We start from the raw sequence: 20471 nt of genomic DNA on the forward strand, positions 1-20471 counted from the left end.
CTTTTGTTAATTTTAAACACTACAAGCGCATTGATGGTTTCAAGCCCATTTACACAGCTACAATCATTGAAATATATAGCCTTGCGATAAAATCTTTTATAAAAGCAAAGCTAAAAATATAGCTATTTAAACGACAATTAGCGAGACCACCTTAGACAATCATTGACGCTAAATTTCTGTCCTATTTTATCATTGACAGAAAATCCCCTCCCCTTATCAAACGTCTACCTCCTCATAATTGGATCGTAGATGCACTTTAAACACTCCCAACTTCATCAATATTTGCAACAGCCCAAAGGTCAGTTATCCATCCGAAGCATTCGCATCGGCAAAGTCGAATTTACAGATATGGTCGTTCAAGACCGAGCCGGCGCGCTTCACCTTCAAGACTTGGTCCAAGCGACCTACGACCATCATGAAAAGCTGCGACGACTTCGCCGATCCGGAACTCGTTATCCAGAACCTCTGCCCCTTGCCACCCCGGCGCGACTCCTCTCTGAAGAGGTCGACGACTTCCTCAAAGACAAGGAGCGGCAGAACCTTCGCACCACCACGATCGAGGCCTATCGTCGAACGCTTGCCATCTTGCAGCGTGTGAGTGGCAACACGTCCGTTGCCCGGATTGATCACACGCATATCTACCAGATGTGGGATCTGCTGCGATGGGCACCCGAAGACTTCATGACCAACCCCAAGCATCAGTGGTTGAGCGTCGAAGCCTTGATCGCCAAAGGTCAACGTATGGGCCGGGCGCAGCCTGCCAATGCCACATTAGAACTGCACCGGCGCTTCCTCGCGTCCTTCTTCAACACCTTAGTCAAAGCACGTGCCATCCCGCACTCGCCGATGGATGCGTTCAAGCCGGCCAGAGGAGAGCTACTGGCTGATCAGGACGAACCCGAGCGGCTGCTTTCCCAAGAAGAAATTCAGAAGATCTTCAACCCGGCGACCTTCCTGCCTTGGGCCAAGAAGTATCCGCACCGTTGGTGGTGCCCGCTCATTGCCCTTTTCACGGGTGCTCGGATCAACGAGATCGCCCAACTCAAAGTGGCCGACATCGTCCAAGATCAAGGAGTTTGGTGCTTCTCAATCCAGAAGACCGTGGACGAAGATCTCGCACAAAGCGCAGGCAAACGCAGCCGGCAAAGCCTCAAAGGTAAGAGCGCGATCCGCAAAGTGCCGATCCACCCAAGCCTCATCCAGGCGGGCTTCCTCGACTTCTTGGCCGACATCAAAGCGTCCGGCCACCCGCGCCTCTTCCCCAATTTGTCGGCCGGCACCTGCCGCAAGACAGGCGAGCCAAACGGACGCTACAGCCAGGGCTTTGTGAACCAGTTTGCGAAGTATTTGAAGGAGCTTGGCTTTGGCAAAGGCATCGGATCGCATGCGTTCCGGCATACGCTTGCAACCGAACTAGACACCAAGGGCGTGCGGGTAGAGCACATCGCATTGATCACAGGCCACTCTCTGAGCAAGAAGGCGCCTGTGCTCCAAGACAACTATGTCCACAAGTCGTCAGGAAATGTTCGGAAGATCCAGATCGAGGCGCTGGATCAGTATCAGCCGTCTGTGACACTTCCAGGCTATGTGCGCGGGCAATTCAAGGAACGACTCAGCAGAGATGCAAAGATGTACCCATGATTTTTGCTGTATATTTTTGGTCCACCCTACCCAGTCGATAGATCAACCGGAAGGTGCTACTGGCTGCGCAGGAGGACGACCAAATCTCGACTCTTCTCCCCAAAGTGGGACATTCTCGGCCCGCTTCGTAAGGTGAATGAGAAGGTCCATTGTCTTAAGTGGCAGATTTTTTTTCGTCTTTAAAGCATCGCAAACACGTTCAAAATTCTGCCTTTCGAATTCCAAGGCCGTATCGATCGTCCAGCTCACATGCTGGCTCATATCGTCAAGCAGCCGGCCTGCTGCGAAAGAAATGTAGGATTGAGCATTCTCAAGAAGCCGCCACGCCAAATCATCACGCTCACCTTGATGGACAAACACATTACGGGCCCGATATATGCGCATGATCTGCCACTTTACACGCTGCTCTGACCGAGACAGCGCTTTTCCAAGCGCCTGAGGATCATGACTTTCCTCCCAAGCGTTTTGAAGGTGGTAGCAAAGAAGTGGATTGACGCCGCCGATACGCAGCAGAGCTAGTATCCCCGGGTTGTCTTTGAGGCCTGTAATGCAGCTTAGAACATCCTCTCTCGCGACGTGCCCCTTCGTTGAGGCTGGCATTAAAGCAAAGTCAAGCGCACTCTCAGTGAGCCGCTTAACATCCAAAATACACAAAGCAAGATAAGTCACAGTCTTATGAATGCGCCGAGACGTAACTACTGGCGCGATGAGGTGCATGACGCGCTCGCCGATGTTAGGTGGTCCTTTCGGGCCGACCATCGCTTCGAGCGATGTCCAAAAGTGACTCAAAGCTGCTGGCGGATCATTACTATCCAATCCGAGCGCGTGTGCGCTCAACATATTCTCAAGTCTGCCGCTCAGCCGTCCCCCTAACTCATTAAATCTCTGCCTTGTAGTCCGAGCAAAGTCATTACGTGCAAAAAGACCGTAATGCGCCGCTGCCGAAACGTCGACCGCATGCATGCCACTGTCGGTTTCAACAAGCACCTGATGACTGAGTCGATGATGATTGCCATTGGCATATAGCGATAAGACGTTCAGCAATAGCTGGAAGCGCAGCCTCGCGCGCTCTGCTGCAAGACGCGGCGTCATCGCAGTTAAAGAAATCTCAGCCAAATAAAGCTCTGAGTGCACATGATGCCAAGCCAGTGCCACCTCACTTGTTCCGAGGCGTGACACACCAATACGCGAGAAATCTCCGCCAGCCAGAAGTGCATCGATCTTGCTGACATCCCCGCTTACAGCGATGAAGCAACTTTGATTTTGCTCTGGCGTGGTAAGTCTTTGATAAATTTTATCAAGCCACGCAGCAGGTTCGATAGACAGATCGACTAAATTTTCATCTGACAAAAATTCATCGCGCCGACCGAGTTGGTGAGCACGCGTCGCCATCATCCCAAGGCTACGTAAAAGAAAAGACTTCTGTTTGAGTTCTGGCTCAATTAGCGATAAAGCGTGCTGGTAAAAGACAGCTAAAGGATTGCCACTGAGATCTAATACCAGCCGTGCACTCTCTGCGACTCGATGGATATCGTCATGCTTGACCGTCGTAAAAGCCGAAAGAGTCTGCACCGCATGCTTGGCAGCACTTGCTAACGGCAAACGCATAATCGCAGAAGCTTCGTCTCGGATCTCTTCGCAAATGAGATGAACATGCGCAAGCCACTTCGAGTCCACTCGTGCCAGCTCACACACACGGTAAAGCTCGCTCAACAGCGAGAACGGATCAAGTGCTCTGGCCCGATAACTATCTGGCGACTGAGGGTCGAGTAACTCGCGCCAAGCCTGCTCCAAGAAGAGCGTGTCGCGATTGACAGAATTGTCCTGCAACACCCATTCGGGCAGCCAAATAGCCATGCCCAGACCCCGTAAAAGGACACGGGCCGCACCACACTTGGTGGATTGGCCCGGTCTGAATAGAAGGTTGTCTCGCGACGTGTGAACATAGTAACGCAAATGTGACAAAACGCAAGAGGGGCAGCGCCTTCCTGAGAACGAGGATGGCATCAGAGCGGGAGCAACTTTTCAGAGGCGAGACACACGGGGGCACGTGGCAACTCACAGCGGCTAGGATCTCTGCGTCACCTACAAGCGATGCGCGGCATTTCCGATCATCTCGCGCAAGCGTTCTCTCATGACGCCATAGAAGGCCTTTTTGAGATCGAAATCCGACGCTTGTTCGACGCCCGAGCGCCCGGGATGGAAGTAGAGATCACAAGCCCAAAAGCCATCATGGAAGCGTCCACTTGGTTCATCAGGCACTTCGTTCAAACCAGCATACCAATGTGGATGGATGACCTGGGCCCGCCAGCCACCGATCTGTGGAACCTTAAAAATTAGGTCCACCCCATGGAGCTGAGCGAGGATTGATGGATCCAAAAACATCTCAACACGTCTCGCGCGTTGATCATACTGATTGGGTCGGTAGACGCGACAACGAAAGCCCGGTAACACCGATGCGAGCACTGCACGAGACAGTGCCGCGTGAGCGTTCTTACGAACGTTGCGATCGTCCTTCTGATCTTCTGGGTCGTAGACGAACAGGCCTCCCTGCCACTCATTGTCTATCAAACGCGCAGTGACGATGTTGCGCCCAAATGCTTGCCCTTTCTCCTGGTGTAGCTCGTTATCTGGGAAGCTCCGATGCTGCCAAGAAGAATCGACCCGAAACTTCTCTCTACGGAAAGCATCGCCGGGCTTCCCGCTGAAAAATTCAGGCAGCACCACGACAGGCGGGCGTGCCCAAACATGTCCATCCAGCCCGCTAAGGGCAGCATGAACCTCATAGGTCGTGTTTGTGTAACGGGGATGCTGACGACTGGGATCAAACGCAATGTTTAAGTCCAGTCGAACACCGGAGGCCAACGCACCCACAGCCTCAGCAGTCGGCCAAGAATTGGTCATTTGCGCTAGTTTCATGACGAAGGTAAGCATATCGAAATTAATCCCTATCCAGTCGGGCTTTTGATCGATGTGAGCAAGCCATGCAGCCTCGCTATTGAAGCCAAAGGCGCGAATCGTGGCTTCGCGAATTCGATGCGGACTGATACTAAAGTGCTCACTACAAGCACGATGAAGCGTTTCGGACAGGCGCAGCACGGCCTGCCGGTCAAAGCTGGTCATAAGATATTCCTCAATTTGGGCACAGCGAGCTATTGCGATGCACCAATGGCGCATGCAGCTGGTCATTTGCAATGGACGGGGCTAGAAAAGCCCTAGCAGCCTCAGCTGCGGAATCTTGATGTCATCTCTGGCTCCTATGTGTTTTGACGGTAGTTCTGGACCTTGACTGCGGTTTCCCCAAGGCCCCCCGTTCAAAACAAGGAGCATCAGATCGTAATGAGCCCGCAGCAACTCGGGGTATGGACCCCTGGCTATTGCCAATGTCGAGAGTTGCACATGCCAAATGGGCCGTCAAGAACCAGAGAGGACTTGCAAGCCGCAATACGCTCACGCTGGTCAAGCGCCTGGCAGTGCATTGGCATGGGAAAACCGAGATGCGTTGTGTAGGCAACTTACGACTGCGGCCCGCATGGCTTCTCTTGGCTGCTTGATCTCTTCATCACGCTCTGCCCCCCGGACCCTCGGAAGTCTTACTAAGGGCCAGAAGCTTTCGTCTGCGATTACCCCCTCCCAGAACCTCCTCACTGCTGTTGTCATGCGCCAGACCTTTGAGATAGTGTCTTCGGGCAAATGGACTTACAGGGGAATAGGATGATCCGGCTTTGTTTGTTTGATCTCGACCAGACGCTGGTCGATACCGAGGACATGAAAGAACTCCGTGAGGCTGGCAAGCATCGTGACGACGCAGCCTATGCGGCCGAGGTCGGTGCTGCTTTCAGGAGCCGTCAGCGAAACATCATTGATGAAGTCACATTACTCAGACTGCGCTCAGAATTTTCCGAATTGAAGCTCGGCATATTTACGAGATCACCCAGGCGCTATGTCGATGTGGTGCTCACCAAGGCCTACTCCCAGATCAACTGGGATGTCGTAATCGCTTACGAAGACGTGCGGCGTTGCAAGCCTAATGGTGAGGGCATTCATAACGCCATGATTGCATTAGACATGAACGACACAAATCAGCTCCCTTATGTTCTCCTCGTGGGTGACGGAGACGTAGACATTAAGGCGGCTTACAACGCGGGGTGCCGCGTGGCATTGTTTAAGAAGGGTTGGCCGCGCAGCTATCAGAAGACTCATTGGCGTAGTCTTTCATTGCTCCCGGACGTGATATTAGGAGATCAGGAAGAACTTCGGACCTGTCTAGAAGATCCCTTGCCCGGGCTGCCCTGCTTGGAACGCTTACTGGACGCCGGAATGCCGGCCACTGCAAAGCCACGTTTTGATGAGATTGGCAAATTCTTTCCGGGTGAGAACGCACGGCATGTCGTGCATGTAGCCGGGCGCTACTTCACCTTCTGCGAAGCCTTGAAGTATCGAAGAGACTGGCATCGCCTATCTCAGGCCATCCAAGACAACAAAGATGCGGTGATCTTTCCCTCGGAATGGATCGAAACAATCCGGAGCTTTATCGCTTTCCACTACCTCATCCTTACTTCTGTATTGCCCTTCAGCGGAACCGGTCCAGAATTGGTCATTACGGTCATCCCTGCCAGGCCTGACCGGTCGCACCGGCTTGCACATCTGTTAGCACAGCTACAGGCGTCGTATGGCACCAACCCCAGACTCAACCATTTGCGATTGACATTCAACCCCAATGTGCTCGGCTACCGGCCGGGGGTGCAGTCTCAAAGCCACGATCATCTAAAGCAGGAGGCGCGCTTCGCCAACGTTCGTGATCACCTCTACGTTGCCAATCCAGCGGAAGTGCAAGGCAAGAGGTTCCTAGTCATCGATGACGTGACAACCACCGGATCAACCCTGTTGTATGCCAAAAAATACCTCACCGACGCAGGTGCTAGTTCCGTAGACTGTTTCAGCCTGGCCCAGACCGTATCAGACCCCTTGAAATATCAATGAGCGAGATCTCACCAACCACCGGCAAATTGCTGGCGCTGTCCATGCTCAAAGGCATCGGGCCTGTCACGCTGCGCAAGATGGCAAGCATGGCAAATTTCGAAACCGCCACACCCGAGAGCATGTCCTACCAGTTCCCGGCAAACGCCGCCACCTTGCGCGACAGCGTGGCCTGGAAGCACGCATTAGACGGAGCAGAGAAGCAGGTCGAACAGGCAGAGCGACATGGCGCTCGAATTCTTTCGCCCCTCGACCCGGACTATCCCACCTTGCTTGCAGCGACGAAAGACGATCCATTTTTGCTGTTTGTGCGCGGCACGCTCGCACCTGAGGCAGCTAAGTCAGTGGCAGTCATTGGCACACGTGAGCCTACTAAGCATGGCGCTCTCATCGCCGAAAGAATTGCTCAATATCTGGCTGAGCAAGGTTGGAGCGTGGTCAGCGGACTAGCTAAGGGCTGTGATGCCATCGCGCACCGGGCGGCGCTCGACCATGACGGGCATACAGTCGCTGTCTTGGCCCATGGCCTGCATACCGTAGCACCCAAGACCAATGCACGGTTGGCAGAGGATATTCTCAACAAGGGCGGGGCCTTGGTCTCCGAATACCGGTTTGGCGTAGAGCCTCGTCCTGAGTTCTTTGTCAAACGAGATCGAACTCAGGCAGGCCTTGCCCAAGGCGTCGTCATGGTTCAATCAGACCTTAAAGGTGGAAGCCTGCACGCTTCACGCGCGGCGCTAGACTATGGTCGTTGGCTGGCCGCGCCCTACCCTACAGAGTTGGATCGGATAAATAGCGAGCCGAAGGTCCAAGCAAACCTTACATTTGCTGATGGGTCGAAACAGGATCGGATGGATCTGCTGCGTTGCCCAGCAACTGCGCTGGATCATCTTATCGTCCTGCGCAGCCGTGAGGATTATAGCAAGATGCTCCTGAGCGATTCGACGGAGAAAATATTTTTAGATCCTATGCAAGGCGGATTGATCTAATCTATCCCTCGCAGGGTAGATGCTACATTTGCTATTTCAGCAAAATTGATGCCGCAAGAAAGTGAGATTAGGCACTTTCGAGCTTTGGCAGCACGTGCTCGTCCCAGAAGCTTGCGCGCGCAATAAGGCATGGAATATAGCCTTCATAGGCTCGGTCAAGGATGGCCTTGAAGCGTGCGTGATAGCCATCCAAGTAATTACACCAGGAAGCTAACTCTTCCGTAGCTTCATCGATCCCTCTCAACGGAATCTCGTCAATTTCTTTGAGCGCCTGCAAGTAGTCAGCGAACTTGCCTGCGGCGACCTCATAGCTGTTGAGTTCCTGCACGACTGGCACATCCTTATAGGTCCTCTCGATCATCGAGTGTGCTCGAACGGACGCCTCAAGCAAGTTCTTATTTAGCAACTGAGCGATAGCTAAGCATCGCTGCGACGTCGCACGGAAATCGCTTTCATCTTCCATGACTTCAAGCAACTTCTGCAGTTGAGTCAGCCAGCGAAACGCATCGCCAAACCTAAAGCGAGGTATCCCAGTCCGATTAAGCAGCAGCTTACTTGTCTGGTCATACACGCAGGAACGCTCAAGCTGCGCAAAAGCGCCCACCACTAAATTCGCCCAGTCCTTGACACGGGAACACGTTTGCCAAGCAGACGTGTATTTACTCTTATAGTCATCGCGAATGACTGCCAGCTGGGCGTCGAGCGAGTGATAGTCGATAGCCGACATGCAGTAGTGCAGTATCGCTGCTTCATCGGAGACATGCGCCAGCGCCACTGGGTCGGACAGACCACTGGCCTGCGAGTCTCGTGATACCTGATCCACAATTTTTAGCGCATGCTCGATGGTGCCTCCATCAATCAAATACTCACGGAGGAACAAATAATCGCTGAACGGAGTGATTTGCGAGAAATTGCTTTGCACGTCAACCTGCCTTGGATGGGTGCCGCGTTTACTTGGAAGCCCGGCAGCGTGCCGCGCCGGGCTTACTACACTGCCTTAATAGTCAGGCTGACACTTTTGGCCTCAGTGCTCAGTCGCGTAGAGACAAACGGACGCCACAAATGTAAAGCAACGTCCAATAAATTGGCGCGGAGAGAAGGACTCGAACCTTCTAGCCTCCCCTTGGTCACGATCGTCAAAGTTAAGCGCATTCGTCCTTCAACTTGGGTTGTAGCTCTTCCCCAACTGGGCTCCGCGAGAGGCACGCCACCAACCAACCAGACCACAGTGCACTCTTGAACCACCCGCGAATGGACAAACCGAGGCGCAATCCATGCGTCTCGCTCCTTACCCTAGCTTGCTGCCCATTCAAGACCACTTCGGCACTCTTACGAGCACCCATGCATCCTTCGTCTACAGCGTGTGGAACAACGTATTCAATGTGTGTGTTTGAAGTCATATTCAGCTCCTTAGTGATGACAGATGCTTTGACCACCAGGGAAGTCTGCAACCCAAACTGGGACTCGAACTGCGCCTCCCTATGCGCCGCGTTTGGCACCAAGAAGGTAGGGGGCTAAGGACCCCTTGATCACATCATAACCCTAAAAAGACGGCACTAGCAAGTTAACTCGCATAAGTTTTGCGCGTTACGCACCGTCCTGCAACATTCATCTTTCTAAAGAAGCTTTTACCGATGATTATTTCAAGAATTTATATACTAGCCACCTCAGCTTGCAGGCACTAATAAAACAGTCGCTACGTCACGAACTTCAACGAACTGCTTAACAACCCTCAATGCACCGCATCGTCTGTTTTATTATATTACCAATAAATAAAAAGGCAATGTAATCGCAACCTGCCAATTATGTATCGATAACATGCTAAGAATACAAAATTAGCCACGCACTGAGTCACCGCATTAGCCACGGCTGTTAATTTCCATAAAATCCGTGGCGGATCTAAAAATTAGAATAACAACTAAGACAAATCAGAACAAGCATCAAAATCCACCCAACCTTTTCTTATACATAGCCCAACTAGCCATCAAATGGACCAGTAAAATCAGAGAAGCAACAAAAATTTGCCATTGATTCGCACTAAATTCCGCAAATACCTTTTCCAGAAAGTTTTCAGCATCTCTCAACGCTGCAGCCTCCACATCTTCAAGATGCTGTCATATCTAACTGCAACGCCTCATATGCTTTATTTTTCACAAGCTCAATTACTCGCTCCGAACTTTCGTAACGCCCCATGACATTCTTATAACGCCACACTGCCTCGTTGCAATAAAAATTCGCATTCACACTTTTCTTCTCTTTTTCTTTTGAACAAATACTTACCGCATCTATAGCCCGGTCAATTCTCGACTTCTCCATCTTACTGGCATAGACCTTGTTTGGCTGAGCAGACTCCTGATCGACATACCAAATCAAACCGTTAAACGAAAACACTGAAATTATGGCTACTGCTACACCAGCCAGCGCTATAAAAAATAGCCGCCTTGCTGCCGTTAGACGGGAGCGGCTGGCAAATTTTCTTATGGCGCGATACAGCGCCAGAAGATATTTTTCTATCACCTCTGAATTTGGCATGTGAATCAATTCTTTGTCGGAGTGTTCAAAAAAGGGCGGCCGAACTATTTAATTATCAACCAAATTTCTTCGCGCAACTCTGTAATCTTCTCAGCAAGACCTACATCATATTCCTTTTCCTCCGGAGCAAACTCATCCTCGGAAATTGAATTCATCTCTACCTCTAAGGACTCAAGCGCATCATCCATGGAAATCAGCTCTCGCCGATGCCTTTCACGGATGTCATTCTTTATTAGAAAATCGAGATCACTAACTCCTCCGCTGATCCTTTCTTTAGCAACTCGCTCTTTGGCTTCAGCGTTCCACTCGTCAAGTAAAGCTCTAACCTCATCAAGATCAATCATCGAAGCTCCTTTGGACCGATTTCGACCTACCCAAGCTTGAGCATATATTTTGCTATGACCTTCGTATACCCATCTTCTAACTGAGCCAAAAGTTCATATCCATCTAGCATGATGTCCGGTTAACATCCCTAAGAGGAGTGCTAGAGGCAGGGGGCCACGTGACGAGACGCAGAAAGAAACAAGGCTCAGGCCTCACCGTGATCGTGATCGCCTTGGCGATCATCGCGATGGTGCCGAGACAGGTGTGGATTGCCCTCGGCATTACTGTTGTGGTCGCTTTCGGGCTCTACCTCTTCGTGAAGTGGCAGGCCCAAAAGAAGCCGCTTGCCCCCATTGTGCGTGAGCCGACGCTCGCCGAACTTACTGGGTTGAAGTCAACTCCAAGCAAACCTCGCAGCTCTACAGCGCCGGCTCCCGCCAGCGCCAATCGGAAGATCCTGTCTTCCATGCTAGAGGCCGCTCAACCACCGATCGCTCCATCGCCCTCGCAGAGTAACCGGGTTGCCAGCGAGCGCGTTGCGGAACCGACTGCAGCGTTGAGCCAATCAGTTCCCCCTTCTCAGGTGGCGCCTCCACAGAACCCAGCTCTTGCTGCAAAGGACCGCCCTGGGAACTTGCGGACCGCGATGGCGCACATTGCCGAGCACGGCCCGACGACACCAGTAGCACCACCGACTCCTGCCCCTCCCGGGCAGGCGGAAATGTCTCCGATCATTCTGTCAAGCACACGTGCCGCACTGGAACCGAGCGCCACCGGAAATCCTCAAGATCGTCCCGTCCCTCAGCAGCCCAACGGCAATTTGCTTGAAGCAATGCGCGCTGTGGCTGAGCAACCATCAATCAGTCGGCAAGCGAACTCTGCCATTGACGCCGCATCAGACGCTCCGCGCATCATCGTGCCCACCCCGAGCCGCCCACGCCCAACTGCTTCGCCTAGTCCAAGCGATCTAGGAACAACCAAGACACCAGACGCGCAAACCATCGCCTCGGCACCTACGGAAGCCCCGTCATCGCCGCAGCAACTGAACAGCAATCTTCTCGACGCCATGCGTGCAGTCGCTGCTAAAGCGGCCATACCTCGGCAGGCTCAACCTACGGCCGGCGCCGAACTCGAAGATCAACGCGGGATCGTGCCGATTGCAAGCCAGCCAACGCCAACTGCTGAAAGAGTTGAGACGATCCCAACACTGCCACCTGCATTGCCGCCTACTCCCATTCCGACGAGCGAGACACAGGTGTCATCCATTCAGCCACCGTTGCCTGCGGCCTCCCGCACGGAACCGGCGAACGCCACGGACGAACTTCATCGCACCAGCATCGCCGGCAGTGCACCCGCCAAAGAATTCTTGGTGCCCAAGCCTCCTGCGGGCTGGGAGAAGACGCGTTGGGTGCAGCCGGGCGAGATCATCGAAATTCGTGAGGTAGAAATCTCAGGTGGGCTGTTCTACGCGGGGATCAATCTCGCTACGCCAACAGGCGGAGACGAACCGAGCTTGGTCAATGGCCGCCTTTCTGTTGCAGCAACTGGCGACTATCGCGAGCCAAGTGGCTATTGGGGAAGCTACGCTGACCTATCTGCCACTGAACGCCGCGCTTACATCAATTGGCTGGCTTCTGATCGATCCGATCCCGAATGCAACAGCACATATGTGCTCCGGTTCCTGTATGGCCTCGAAAGGCGGGTTGTGCTCGATGGCGTCAGAGAGCCCGATTCGAAGCAGGACTGGCCGGTCATCAAAGCAACGCTCAGGCAGCTCGATGCCGTTTACGGCAAAGCCGATGGACGAATTCGAAGCTACACCAACAGCTTGCTCGACTGGATGGAACTCGATGACATTGAGGACAAACTTTACACCAAGCCGCTTCCCCGCTTTCAGCGCACCCATGAGCTTCCGTTTTACCTCCGCCTAGCCTTGGGTCAATGCTCCTTGGATCGTGCCCCGGTTCCCGCACCCTTGGCCCTTGCCTGGGCGCGCCTCAGCCCAGAAGTCTCCATGCGCACTCCTACTGTCCGCTGCGCTGAAGAATTCGATCAGCTCTTCGTTGAGCGCTACCGGGAGCTTTTTGACGCGGGGTTGGTCCTGCCCAAGAACCGCACCAAGCTTAAATTTTCGAGGCAGACCTTTTCTCCTGCTTTTTATGGCACCAGCTTCAAGCCCAAGACGTTTGGCGAGACACCCGATGTCACAGCGCTCACCGGGCCCATCAAGAAGCTCAACGAAATCGTCCAGCAATGCACGGATGAACTCGGCCCGCTGAGTCGCCTTATCAACAAGAACCCCGACGCTCGGAATACGCTGGATGGCTTGCTACACCTGCCAACCAGCATTTGGCCTGCCCCGCGCAAAGCAGCGCTCCAATTGCTGGTGGACGAGGTTCAAGGTCGTGCGATCACCCTGCCCCTGAGCGAGCTTGCCGATCGCTTCGGCAATGGTGGAGCATCGCTCAACCGAGAAAAGATCCGAGACCTTGCCAGGACGCTTGAGGCAGCTCACATCGGAATGGAACCCAACGTGCTCGAAGGCGCGCGGGCGCCTGGCGATGCTGATCCTGTGGTCCTCTTCGCGTTGTTGCCCGGCCAAACCCATCAAGCCCAAAGCAGCGCGTATCAAATCGCACTGTTGACCTTGCAACTTGCTTCCACGGTTGCACAAGCCGATGGCGATTTCAGTGCACACGAAATCGAACATCTTGGCCGAGAGATTGATGCATGGAGTCACCTCAGTCCCGCCGACCACAAGCGCCTTCGTGCGCATCTTGTGTGGCTGAGCCAAGCACCAATCACTCTGGCCTCGCTCAAGAAAAAGCTTGATCCATTGGATCAACCCACCAAGGAAACAATCGCAGCCTCAATGGCAAGCCTTGCGCAAAGCGACGGTACGGTCTCGCCAGACGAAATGCGCTTCTTGGAGAAGGTTTACAAGACGCTCGGCGTGGAGACCAAGCGTGTCTTTAGTGACGTCCATGCCGTGAGCGCGGGAAGAAGCACCACCAAGGTAGAGCCAGCAAAGCAGTTTCGCCTGGACCCCAAACGTATTGCCGAACTCCAACACGATACCGCCAAGGTCTCTGCCCTCTTGGCTGGCATCTTTACCGAGGATGTGCCTGAGCCCATCATCGAGCCCCAAGCACTGCCGCTCCCCAGTCAAGAAGCTGCTTCTACTCCTGGCCTGTTGGGTTTGGATGAAGCGCATAGCGCACTGCTGCGCCTCATGCTCTCCCGACCCAACTGGACGCGCTCCGAACTGGAAGATGGCGCTTCGGATCTGGAGCTGATGCTCGACGGCGCACTTGAACACATCAATGATGCATCGTTTGATGCTTATGACATCCCATTCTCTGAAGGAGACGATCCGGTGGAGATCAACCCAGAGTTCATCGAGAAAATAGAGCAATGAGCAACCCTATTCGTGCCAAGGATCGTGATGCGGTCATCCAGTCATTGCGTGCAGGTGTCGTGCCTCGTGCGGGCCAGCACCTGATCCAGGTTGGGCGCATTCGCGAAGTCGAAACGTTGGTCAGCGACATTGATCGCTTGGCCGATGGCGGCTCCTCGTTCCGACTGGTCGTTGGCGAATACGGTGCTGGCAAGACCTTCTTCCTCAACCTCGTGCGTGCCATCGCGATGGAGCGCAAGCTCGTCGTCGCCAGCGCTGACCTCAATCCCGATCGGCGCTTGCATGCCTCCGGTGGCCAGGCCCGTTCGCTTTACGCAGAGCTGATGCGCAACTTGGCCACGCGCACCAAGCCGGACGGTGGCGCGCTGCCAGGGGTCGTTGAGAAATTCATCGCGACCGCCAAGACCGAAGCCAAAGCAAAGGATGTTCCCACCGAACAAGTCATCCGCGCCAAGCTTGAGCAGCTGACGGAACTCGTTAACGGCTATGACTTCGCTGATGTCATTGCGGCTTATTGCAAGGGCTTTGAACAAGGCAATGAGCAACTCAAATCCGATGCCATTCGCTGGCTACGTGGCGAGTTCTCCACCAAGACCGACGCCAAAGCTGCGCTGGGTGTGCGCTCGATTGTCGATGATGCCTCGGTCTACGATCAGCTCAAACTGATGGGGCGCTTTGTGCGACTGGCCGGCTTTAGCGGCCTTCTGGTTTGCCTGGACGAGCTCGTCAATCTCTATAAGCTTGCTAATGCCCAAGCGCGCAACTCGAACTACGAGCAGATCTTGCGCATGCTCAATGACTCCTTCCAAGGCACGGCAGTGGGTCTTGGCTTCGTGTTGGGTGGCACGCCTGAATTCTTGATGGATCCCCGGCGCGGTGTTTACAGCTACCAAGCGCTTCAAAGTCGCTTGGCCCAAAACACCTTTGCCAAGGAAGGGCTAGTCGACTTCTCCGGACCTGTGGTGCGACTTTCGAGCCTCACTGCGGAAGACTTCTATGTGCTTTTGACCAAGATCCGTCATGTCTACGCAAGCGGCGATGCGGACAAGTATTTGCTGCCTGACGAAGCGATCCAGCAATTCATGGAGCACTGCGCTAATCGGATTGGTGACAGCTTCTTCCGCACGCCTCGCACCACGATCACGGCTTTCATCAATCTGTTAGCGGTCTTGGAGCAAAACCCTGGCACGGCCTGGCAAACGTTGATCGGCGAGGTTGAGGTTAAAGAAGACCATGGTGGCAACGAAGATCTTGCGGTTCAAGGCGACGATGAATTGGCTTCGTTCAAGCTCTGATCGATGAGCCAGTCAAGCGCCTTCTCGCTTCTTTCGCCAGGCATCCAGCGCTACTTGTGGGCAGAGCAATGGGAAGCCTTGCGGGATGTGCAGGAAATGGCCATCCCACTGATCCTGCCTGCCGATCAAGATGTGATCGTGGCTGCTAGCACCGCCTCGGGCAAGACGGAAGCGGCCTTCCTCCCAGCGCTGACCTATCTCGAACAGCAAACTCCAGCAGGTTTGATCGTTTACATCAGCCCCTTGAAGGCCTTGATCAATGATCAGTTCGGTCGATTGGAGCGGTTGTGCGAAGACCTCGACATTCCGGTGTGGCCGTGGCATGGCGACATCAGCAGCACAAGCAAACAACGCTTCTTCAAGAAACCACATGGCGTCGTTCTGATCACACCAGAGTCGCTGGAAGCGATGCTATGCAATCGAGGCACCTCGGTTGCCGGCATCTTCAAGCACCTTGCCTACTTTGTGATCGATGAGCTGCATGCCTTCATCGGCAGCGAGCGCGGCAAGCAACTTCAATCCTTGCTGCACCGGATCGATACCGTCGTTGGACGCAAGGCGCCTCGCATTGGGCTATCGGCAACACTGGGTGACATGCAGGCTGCGGCGCGCTTCCTGCGTCCAGCGGGCACCGCTGCGATTGTCGACGCCCCTTCCGATGCGCCAGAACTTCTCCTTATCATCAAGGGCTTTGAAGAACCTGTTCCTCAAAAGGGCGAAGGTGATGACAAGAAGGAGAAGCAAGAACTAGCACCATTGGCTGTGGCCGAGCATTTGTTCAAAACCATTCGCGGTAGCAACAATCTGGTCTTTCCCAACAGCCGCCGTGAGGTCGAGCGCTATACACACCTGCTCAATGAGCTTTGCGAGAAAGGCGGCGTTTCGCGCGAGTTCTGGCCGCACCATGGCAGTCTTTCCAAAGAAATCCGTTACGACACTGAGGCTGCGCTCAAACAAAAGGATCAGCCAGCGACTGCCGTATGCACCAACACATTGGAACTCGGCATCGATATCGGCGCGGTCAAGAGCGTTGCCCAGATTGGCACGCCCCCTACCGTTGCCAGTCTTCGTCAACGCATGGGCAGATCCGGAAGACGCAAAGGTGAAGCTGCGATCTTGCGCGGCTATGTGATTGAAGACGCCATCGACTCGCAAGCGGATCTTCGAACACGCCTGAGGCTCGACACCTTCCAGACTTTGGCCGTGGTCATGCTGCTCACCGAAAAATGGTATGAGCCGCCTGTGGTCAAAGGCGCGCATCTTTCCACCTTCATCCAGCAGCTCCTTTCCGCCATTGCGCAGTATGGCGGCCTGACTGCACCTCAGGCATTCCAGTTGCTGTGCGCCCCCAGTGCCCCTTTCAATCAAGTGTCTCGTGATGCGTTTGTCGAGCTGTTGCGCCATTTGGGGCAGCACGACATCTTGATTCAAGATGGATCTGGGCTCTTGTTGCACGGATCTGTCGGCGACCGGATCGTCAACCACTACTCGTTCTATGCAGCGTTCACAGTCGACGAGGAATTCCGGATTGTCGCTGCTGGCAAACCGCTTGGCACTCTGCCCATTTCCCAGATGCTCACGACCGGCCAGCGTATCTTGTTTGGCGGGCGCACCTGGCTGGTCGAGCAAATCGACGAAGGCCAGAAGACGATCTACGTGTCTGCCACCAAGAGTGGCGCGCCACCGTTGTTCAGCGGCGGCGGCGGACGCGTGCATACCAAAGTGCGTCAAACTATGCGAGCGATCTATAAGGGAACACTGACGCCGACGTTTGTGGATGCGTGTGCGCAGCGCTTCATCGACGAAGGACGGACCAGCTACCAGCAACACAGCTTGGATGATCAATTCTTTCTGGATAGGGGAAGCGACATCCTGCTTCTCACTTGGCTGGGCGATGCGGCCAACGATGCAATCGCTTGCTTGCTCAATGCCAGGAACTTCAAGGCTCAGGGTAGCAGACTGGGGGTCGAGATCACGCGGGGTCCGAATGCCCTTGAGAACATCGAGACAGCGCTCAAGGCGATTGCCGCTGCACCAACCCCATCCATTGAAGTGCTATTGGCAGGTGCGAAAAATCTGGCCAGCCAAAAATGGGACAGTTTGCTGTCGCCTCACTTGCTTCAAGTGTCCTATGCCAGCTCGAACCTCGATCTCGATGAAGCAATCGATTGGCTACGGAAAACCTTCTTGTCCAGCAATTGACGACTACGAGAACCATGCGCCATATCCAGATTGTCCGATCAAAGCGTCGTATCCCGCGACAAGAAGAGCAAGGCAAGTTGCTATCTAAGCAATCGTGGTCCATCACTCGTTTCGTCGGCAGCCTCGCTGCCATGACAACGCTAGCTGGAATCGTGCTTCACGGATGCGGTCATGTCGCATACACCACCTATCTCGATGCCTGGGGTGTTCAAGCTGATCTCTTCCCGCAATCTACCGATTGGAAAATTGTGAATGGATACTATGCCATTGTGCTTCAAGGCGTTGGCATTCTCCGATCTGTCCCGTGGCGCGTTCCGATCACGTTTTTTCTCATGCTCTGGTTCGCGATCTGGCTCTACCGTCTACCTACCAGACCAGCAATCAACAATCGCATCACTTTATTCATTCGGGAACGGCCATGGCTAAGCGGCATCGTGTCCTCAGCCGGCATGGCCGCATCTGTCGTTTATTTAGGGGTGATGCTTTACTTGGTTGGCCTGCTTGTTGCAATCATGCCAGGCTTGGTCGGAGAGAGAGCCGGGAAAGAGAAAGCAACCAAAGAGAGGCAACGCCTCCTCGGCCCAGTGTCGACAAGCGATTCAGAACTCTGGGAAAAGGGTGAGCGCAAGGTGCGAGGTCACATTATTGCCAGCAGCTCTGAACTGATCGCCATCTACGACACTGACCTCCATCAGGTCCGAACCCTATCGCGTGGCGATTGGGAGATACGAAGAGTAAGTCCTTAGAAGCAGAGGCATGAAGATGCTGGCGACATCGGGTCTTATTTCGACAACATCCGCTTACAAGCGCGCGCTACGAGATGAGTCCATCATCACCGGCCCTGCCGTATCACTCTGCGCCACCCTTTTGCGCTCGTTGGATTGAAGCTCTCTGCGCTGCTTGGCTGTATCAACTCTGGCAATCGCCTCATCAAGCTTCGCTTCAATCGCTTCGTCTGTGATCAGGTCCCGCACGTGATCTAAGTTCACTCGGCGAACCAGAACATCCGCCACTTCATCATGGCCATTTTGGAGTGCAGCAAACAAGCCTGCCTCCGGATAAGCGGTCTTATGGGCGAACTCCAAGAGTGACTTGACCATTCCTGCATCGCCCTTCGTTGCTGCAGCGAACAGTGCTTTCTCGCCAAAGTCGCGTGGCGCATGGCCTGTTCTGACGATCGCCCAAAGCAGACTCCCCACCAACGTTGCATGTCCTTTGGCAGCAGCGACGTTAAGTCCTAATGCGTAGGTGTCCTCGGGATCAGGAAGACCAGCTTCGATCAAGAACTCAACGACCTCGGCATGGTTGTTCTCGGCTGCCGCTGCCAAGCCATGCAGCGCACATTGGATCTTCGATGAAAAAGGCAACAAATGCTTGACCGCTTCCAAGTGGCCTTCCCGACAAGCCGCGATCAGCGCTCGACTGCCCTGCGCCTTGGCATCTGAGAACAGGACCAATTGAAAGACCACATCCGCATGACCATGACGTGCTGCCTCATACAGCGCAAGTGAGTCGTGTTGCAGAGGGCTGCACTCTTTGAGCAGGCGTTTGACGCACTCGGTGTGCCCGTGCCTGGCAGCAAGCACGAGGGCTTCGTCATCCTCAGCCTCGCAAAACGCCATGAGCTGCTCAACTGCCCGCACCGAACCCGCCTTGACAGCCACATCAAGCGGATAGACCGCAAAAGACTTCGACAATAGTGGCACCAGTTGATCAACCAAGCTTTCTTTGCCGCTCGTGATCGCCACATCAATGGCGTAGCGTGCTGCAGCATCGATGTCACCCTGAGCCTGACAAAGCGACTGCACATATGCCTCGCTTCCCCGCTTCACTGCCTGTCTAATACTCTTTCTAATTGCCTGTTCCATTTCGTCTCCTTTCCATTCAATCTAAGGCCATCACGCCTTTCGTCAAGATCAACGCGTGATGGCACCCATCGATTAGATAGGCCGAAACTGAACTCACAAATCGTCGATGTCAGGAACATGGTCCTCGTAGTCACACGCAATGAGCGTGCCGGCTTCGTCCTCGATACGTTCGATCGCAAGGTCACTGACCCATTGTTCGAACTCGAAGTCACTCTCGGCCACCGCATCGATATCGCACTTGGAAAGTGCTTCTTGGGGCGAATTCGCTTCAATCGTTGCCCAGTGGACGACTTGGACGGTGCCGTTGATCTCGATGGTGTATTTCATCTTGCTCTCCGTGCTTGGCGACGTGCCAAGCTTCGGAACGCAATCTATGCATCGCAGCCGCATCGCTAAAGGACGAAATCGCCAAGATCCCTGAACATCCATTCATCCGCCGCCGATAACGCCAGCGCCTGGATGCACCAGGCAGCCAATACGTAGGCGCTAAACGGGCTTCGTGTCTTCTTCTAACTCTTGGCGATCCAGCCATGCCATCTTGGATGCATAGACCGTCATCAGATGAGAGCGGTAGGCATTTCGCCAATGCTTTTTCTCGGCATTTGACCGCCAAGGCAGCGCCAAGGCTTGATCGATGGTCAGGGCCAAGATCGTTGCGCCTTGCTGGAAAGCTTCTTCGATCACACTCATGTCGAGCACCGTGATGCCCGCATGTGAGATCACGCTCTTGATCTTGCCGGCCGACGCGCGGATCACAATGAAGGGGATGCCCTTCCGCGTTCGACCGAAGTTGCCCGAAATCGGTTCTCGGATCTGTTCTTGAGCTTTGGTGACTTGGGCATACCACGTCAAGAGTTCTACCTTAGCAATCGAGCGTGGCGTGCTCTTGCCGATCAGAAACGGATTGCCGTGCTCACGCTTGAATTGGTCGAATTGGCGTCTCGGGATGCCGAGGTAGAACTCCGCCATGGCTTGCGTGAAGCGCGTTGTGCCCGGGGATTGATCAAGTATCTTTCGTAGACTGACGAAGTCTCTTGAATCGATGATGGCCTTGCGCTCATCACTCGTCGCGATGACTTCAAGTGCTGCACGGAAAAATCCGTCTTCGAAACTTTCCGCCTTGCTGATATTGGTCATCCAAACCGTCCTTCGTTCAAGTCTCACTGCAAGCAACTTGCACCGCAAGCTTGCCACTCATCAGCCTGACAGCCTGTGGGCGATG

Annotated in this window: 15 protein-coding genes; 7 read left to right on the forward strand and 8 right to left on the reverse strand. The window is 54.0% G+C overall.

Annotation, left to right across the window (positions count from 1 at the left end):
• Positions 1–465 precede the first annotated feature (465 nt).
• Positions 466–1641 carry a site-specific integrase gene (locus tag ABQU90_RS09305; RefSeq protein ID WP_407078775.1) on the forward strand — a complete coding sequence of 392 codons (1176 nt, stop codon included), beginning with the start codon at positions 466–468 and terminating at the stop codon, positions 1639–1641.
• Positions 1642–1683: 42 nt separating this feature from the next.
• Here ABQU90_RS09305 and ABQU90_RS09310 read toward each other — a convergent pair whose 3' ends face one another.
• On the reverse strand, positions 1684–3498 hold the full coding sequence (locus tag ABQU90_RS09310; RefSeq protein ID WP_323522318.1) for a hypothetical protein: 1815 nt from the start codon (positions 3496–3498) through the stop codon (positions 1684–1686).
• Between the two features lie 228 nt (positions 3499–3726).
• Complete coding sequence (locus ABQU90_RS09315; protein ID WP_323522317.1) at positions 3727–4764, reverse strand: hypothetical protein; 1038 nt, start codon at positions 4762–4764, stop codon at positions 3727–3729.
• A gap of 591 nt (positions 4765–5355) precedes the next feature.
• Here ABQU90_RS09315 and ABQU90_RS09320 point away from each other — a divergent pair.
• Both ABQU90_RS09320 and ABQU90_RS09325 read left to right on the forward strand, forming a co-directional pair.
• On the forward strand, positions 5356–6624 hold the full coding sequence (locus ABQU90_RS09320; RefSeq protein WP_323522316.1) for an HAD hydrolase-like protein: 1269 nt from the start codon (positions 5356–5358) through the stop codon (positions 6622–6624).
• The gene (locus ABQU90_RS09325; RefSeq protein WP_323522315.1) at positions 6621–7610 is read left to right on the forward strand and encodes a DNA-processing protein DprA; all 990 of its coding nucleotides are present in this window, start codon (positions 6621–6623) and stop codon (positions 7608–7610) included. Before ABQU90_RS09320 ends, ABQU90_RS09325 begins: the two co-directional genes overlap by 4 nt.
• Before the next feature lie 67 nt (positions 7611–7677).
• On the opposite strand, the gene ABQU90_RS09330 is transcribed toward ABQU90_RS09325, so the two are convergent.
• The 3 genes from ABQU90_RS09330 to ABQU90_RS09340 all read right to left on the reverse strand — a co-directional run bounded on the left by ABQU90_RS09330 (position 7678) and on the right by ABQU90_RS09340 (position 10486).
• Positions 7678–8532 carry a hypothetical protein gene (locus ABQU90_RS09330; RefSeq protein ID WP_323522314.1) on the reverse strand — a complete coding sequence of 285 codons (855 nt, stop codon included), beginning with the start codon at positions 8530–8532 and terminating at the stop codon, positions 7678–7680.
• Between the two features lie 1181 nt (positions 8533–9713).
• Positions 9714–10142, reverse strand: a complete 429-nt coding sequence (locus ABQU90_RS09335; RefSeq protein ID WP_323522313.1) for a hypothetical protein — start codon at positions 10140–10142, stop codon at positions 9714–9716.
• 44 nt (positions 10143–10186) lie between these two features.
• Positions 10187–10486, reverse strand: a complete 300-nt coding sequence (locus tag ABQU90_RS09340) for a hypothetical protein (protein ID WP_323522312.1) — start codon at positions 10484–10486, stop codon at positions 10187–10189.
• 701 nt (positions 10487–11187) lie between these two features.
• Between ABQU90_RS09340 and ABQU90_RS09345 the strand changes: the two genes are divergently transcribed.
• From ABQU90_RS09345 to ABQU90_RS09360, 4 genes are read left to right on the forward strand one after another with little or no spacing between them, the layout of a single operon-like run.
• On the forward strand, positions 11188–13884 hold the full coding sequence (locus ABQU90_RS09345; protein WP_349780879.1) for a tellurite resistance TerB family protein: 2697 nt from the start codon (positions 11188–11190) through the stop codon (positions 13882–13884).
• Positions 13881–15179 (forward strand): ATP-binding protein, encoded by a 1299-nt coding sequence (locus ABQU90_RS09350; protein ID WP_323522310.1) that lies wholly within the window; start codon positions 13881–13883, stop codon positions 15177–15179. Before ABQU90_RS09345 ends, ABQU90_RS09350 begins: the two co-directional genes overlap by 4 nt.
• A gap of 3 nt (positions 15180–15182) precedes the next feature.
• Entirely contained in the window at positions 15183–17381 is a 2199-nt protein-coding gene (locus tag ABQU90_RS09355; RefSeq protein WP_323522309.1) for a DEAD/DEAH box helicase, read from the forward strand.
• Positions 17382–17395: 14 nt separating this feature from the next.
• Positions 17396–18127 carry a hypothetical protein gene (locus tag ABQU90_RS09360; protein ID WP_323522308.1) on the forward strand — a complete coding sequence of 244 codons (732 nt, stop codon included), beginning with the start codon at positions 17396–17398 and terminating at the stop codon, positions 18125–18127.
• Positions 18128–18181: 54 nt separating this feature from the next.
• On the opposite strand, the gene ABQU90_RS09365 is transcribed toward ABQU90_RS09360, so the two are convergent.
• The 3 genes from ABQU90_RS09365 to ABQU90_RS09375 form a co-directional block, all read right to left on the reverse strand.
• The gene (locus ABQU90_RS09365; protein WP_323522307.1) at positions 18182–19249 is read right to left on the reverse strand and encodes an ankyrin repeat domain-containing protein; all 1068 of its coding nucleotides are present in this window, start codon (positions 19247–19249) and stop codon (positions 18182–18184) included.
• 93 nt (positions 19250–19342) lie between these two features.
• Positions 19343–19576: a hypothetical protein gene (locus ABQU90_RS09370; protein ID WP_057672860.1), complete on the reverse strand. Its 234-nt coding sequence runs from the start codon at positions 19574–19576 to the stop codon at positions 19343–19345.
• A gap of 159 nt (positions 19577–19735) precedes the next feature.
• Entirely contained in the window at positions 19736–20386 is a 651-nt protein-coding gene (locus tag ABQU90_RS09375) for a hypothetical protein (RefSeq protein WP_323522306.1), read from the reverse strand.
• Between the last annotated feature and the right edge of the window lie 85 nt (positions 20387–20471).

The sequence above is a fragment of the Xanthomonas sp. WHRI 10207 genome, from assembly GCF_040202975.1.
Lineage (GTDB): Bacteria > Pseudomonadota > Gammaproteobacteria > Xanthomonadales > Xanthomonadaceae > Xanthomonas.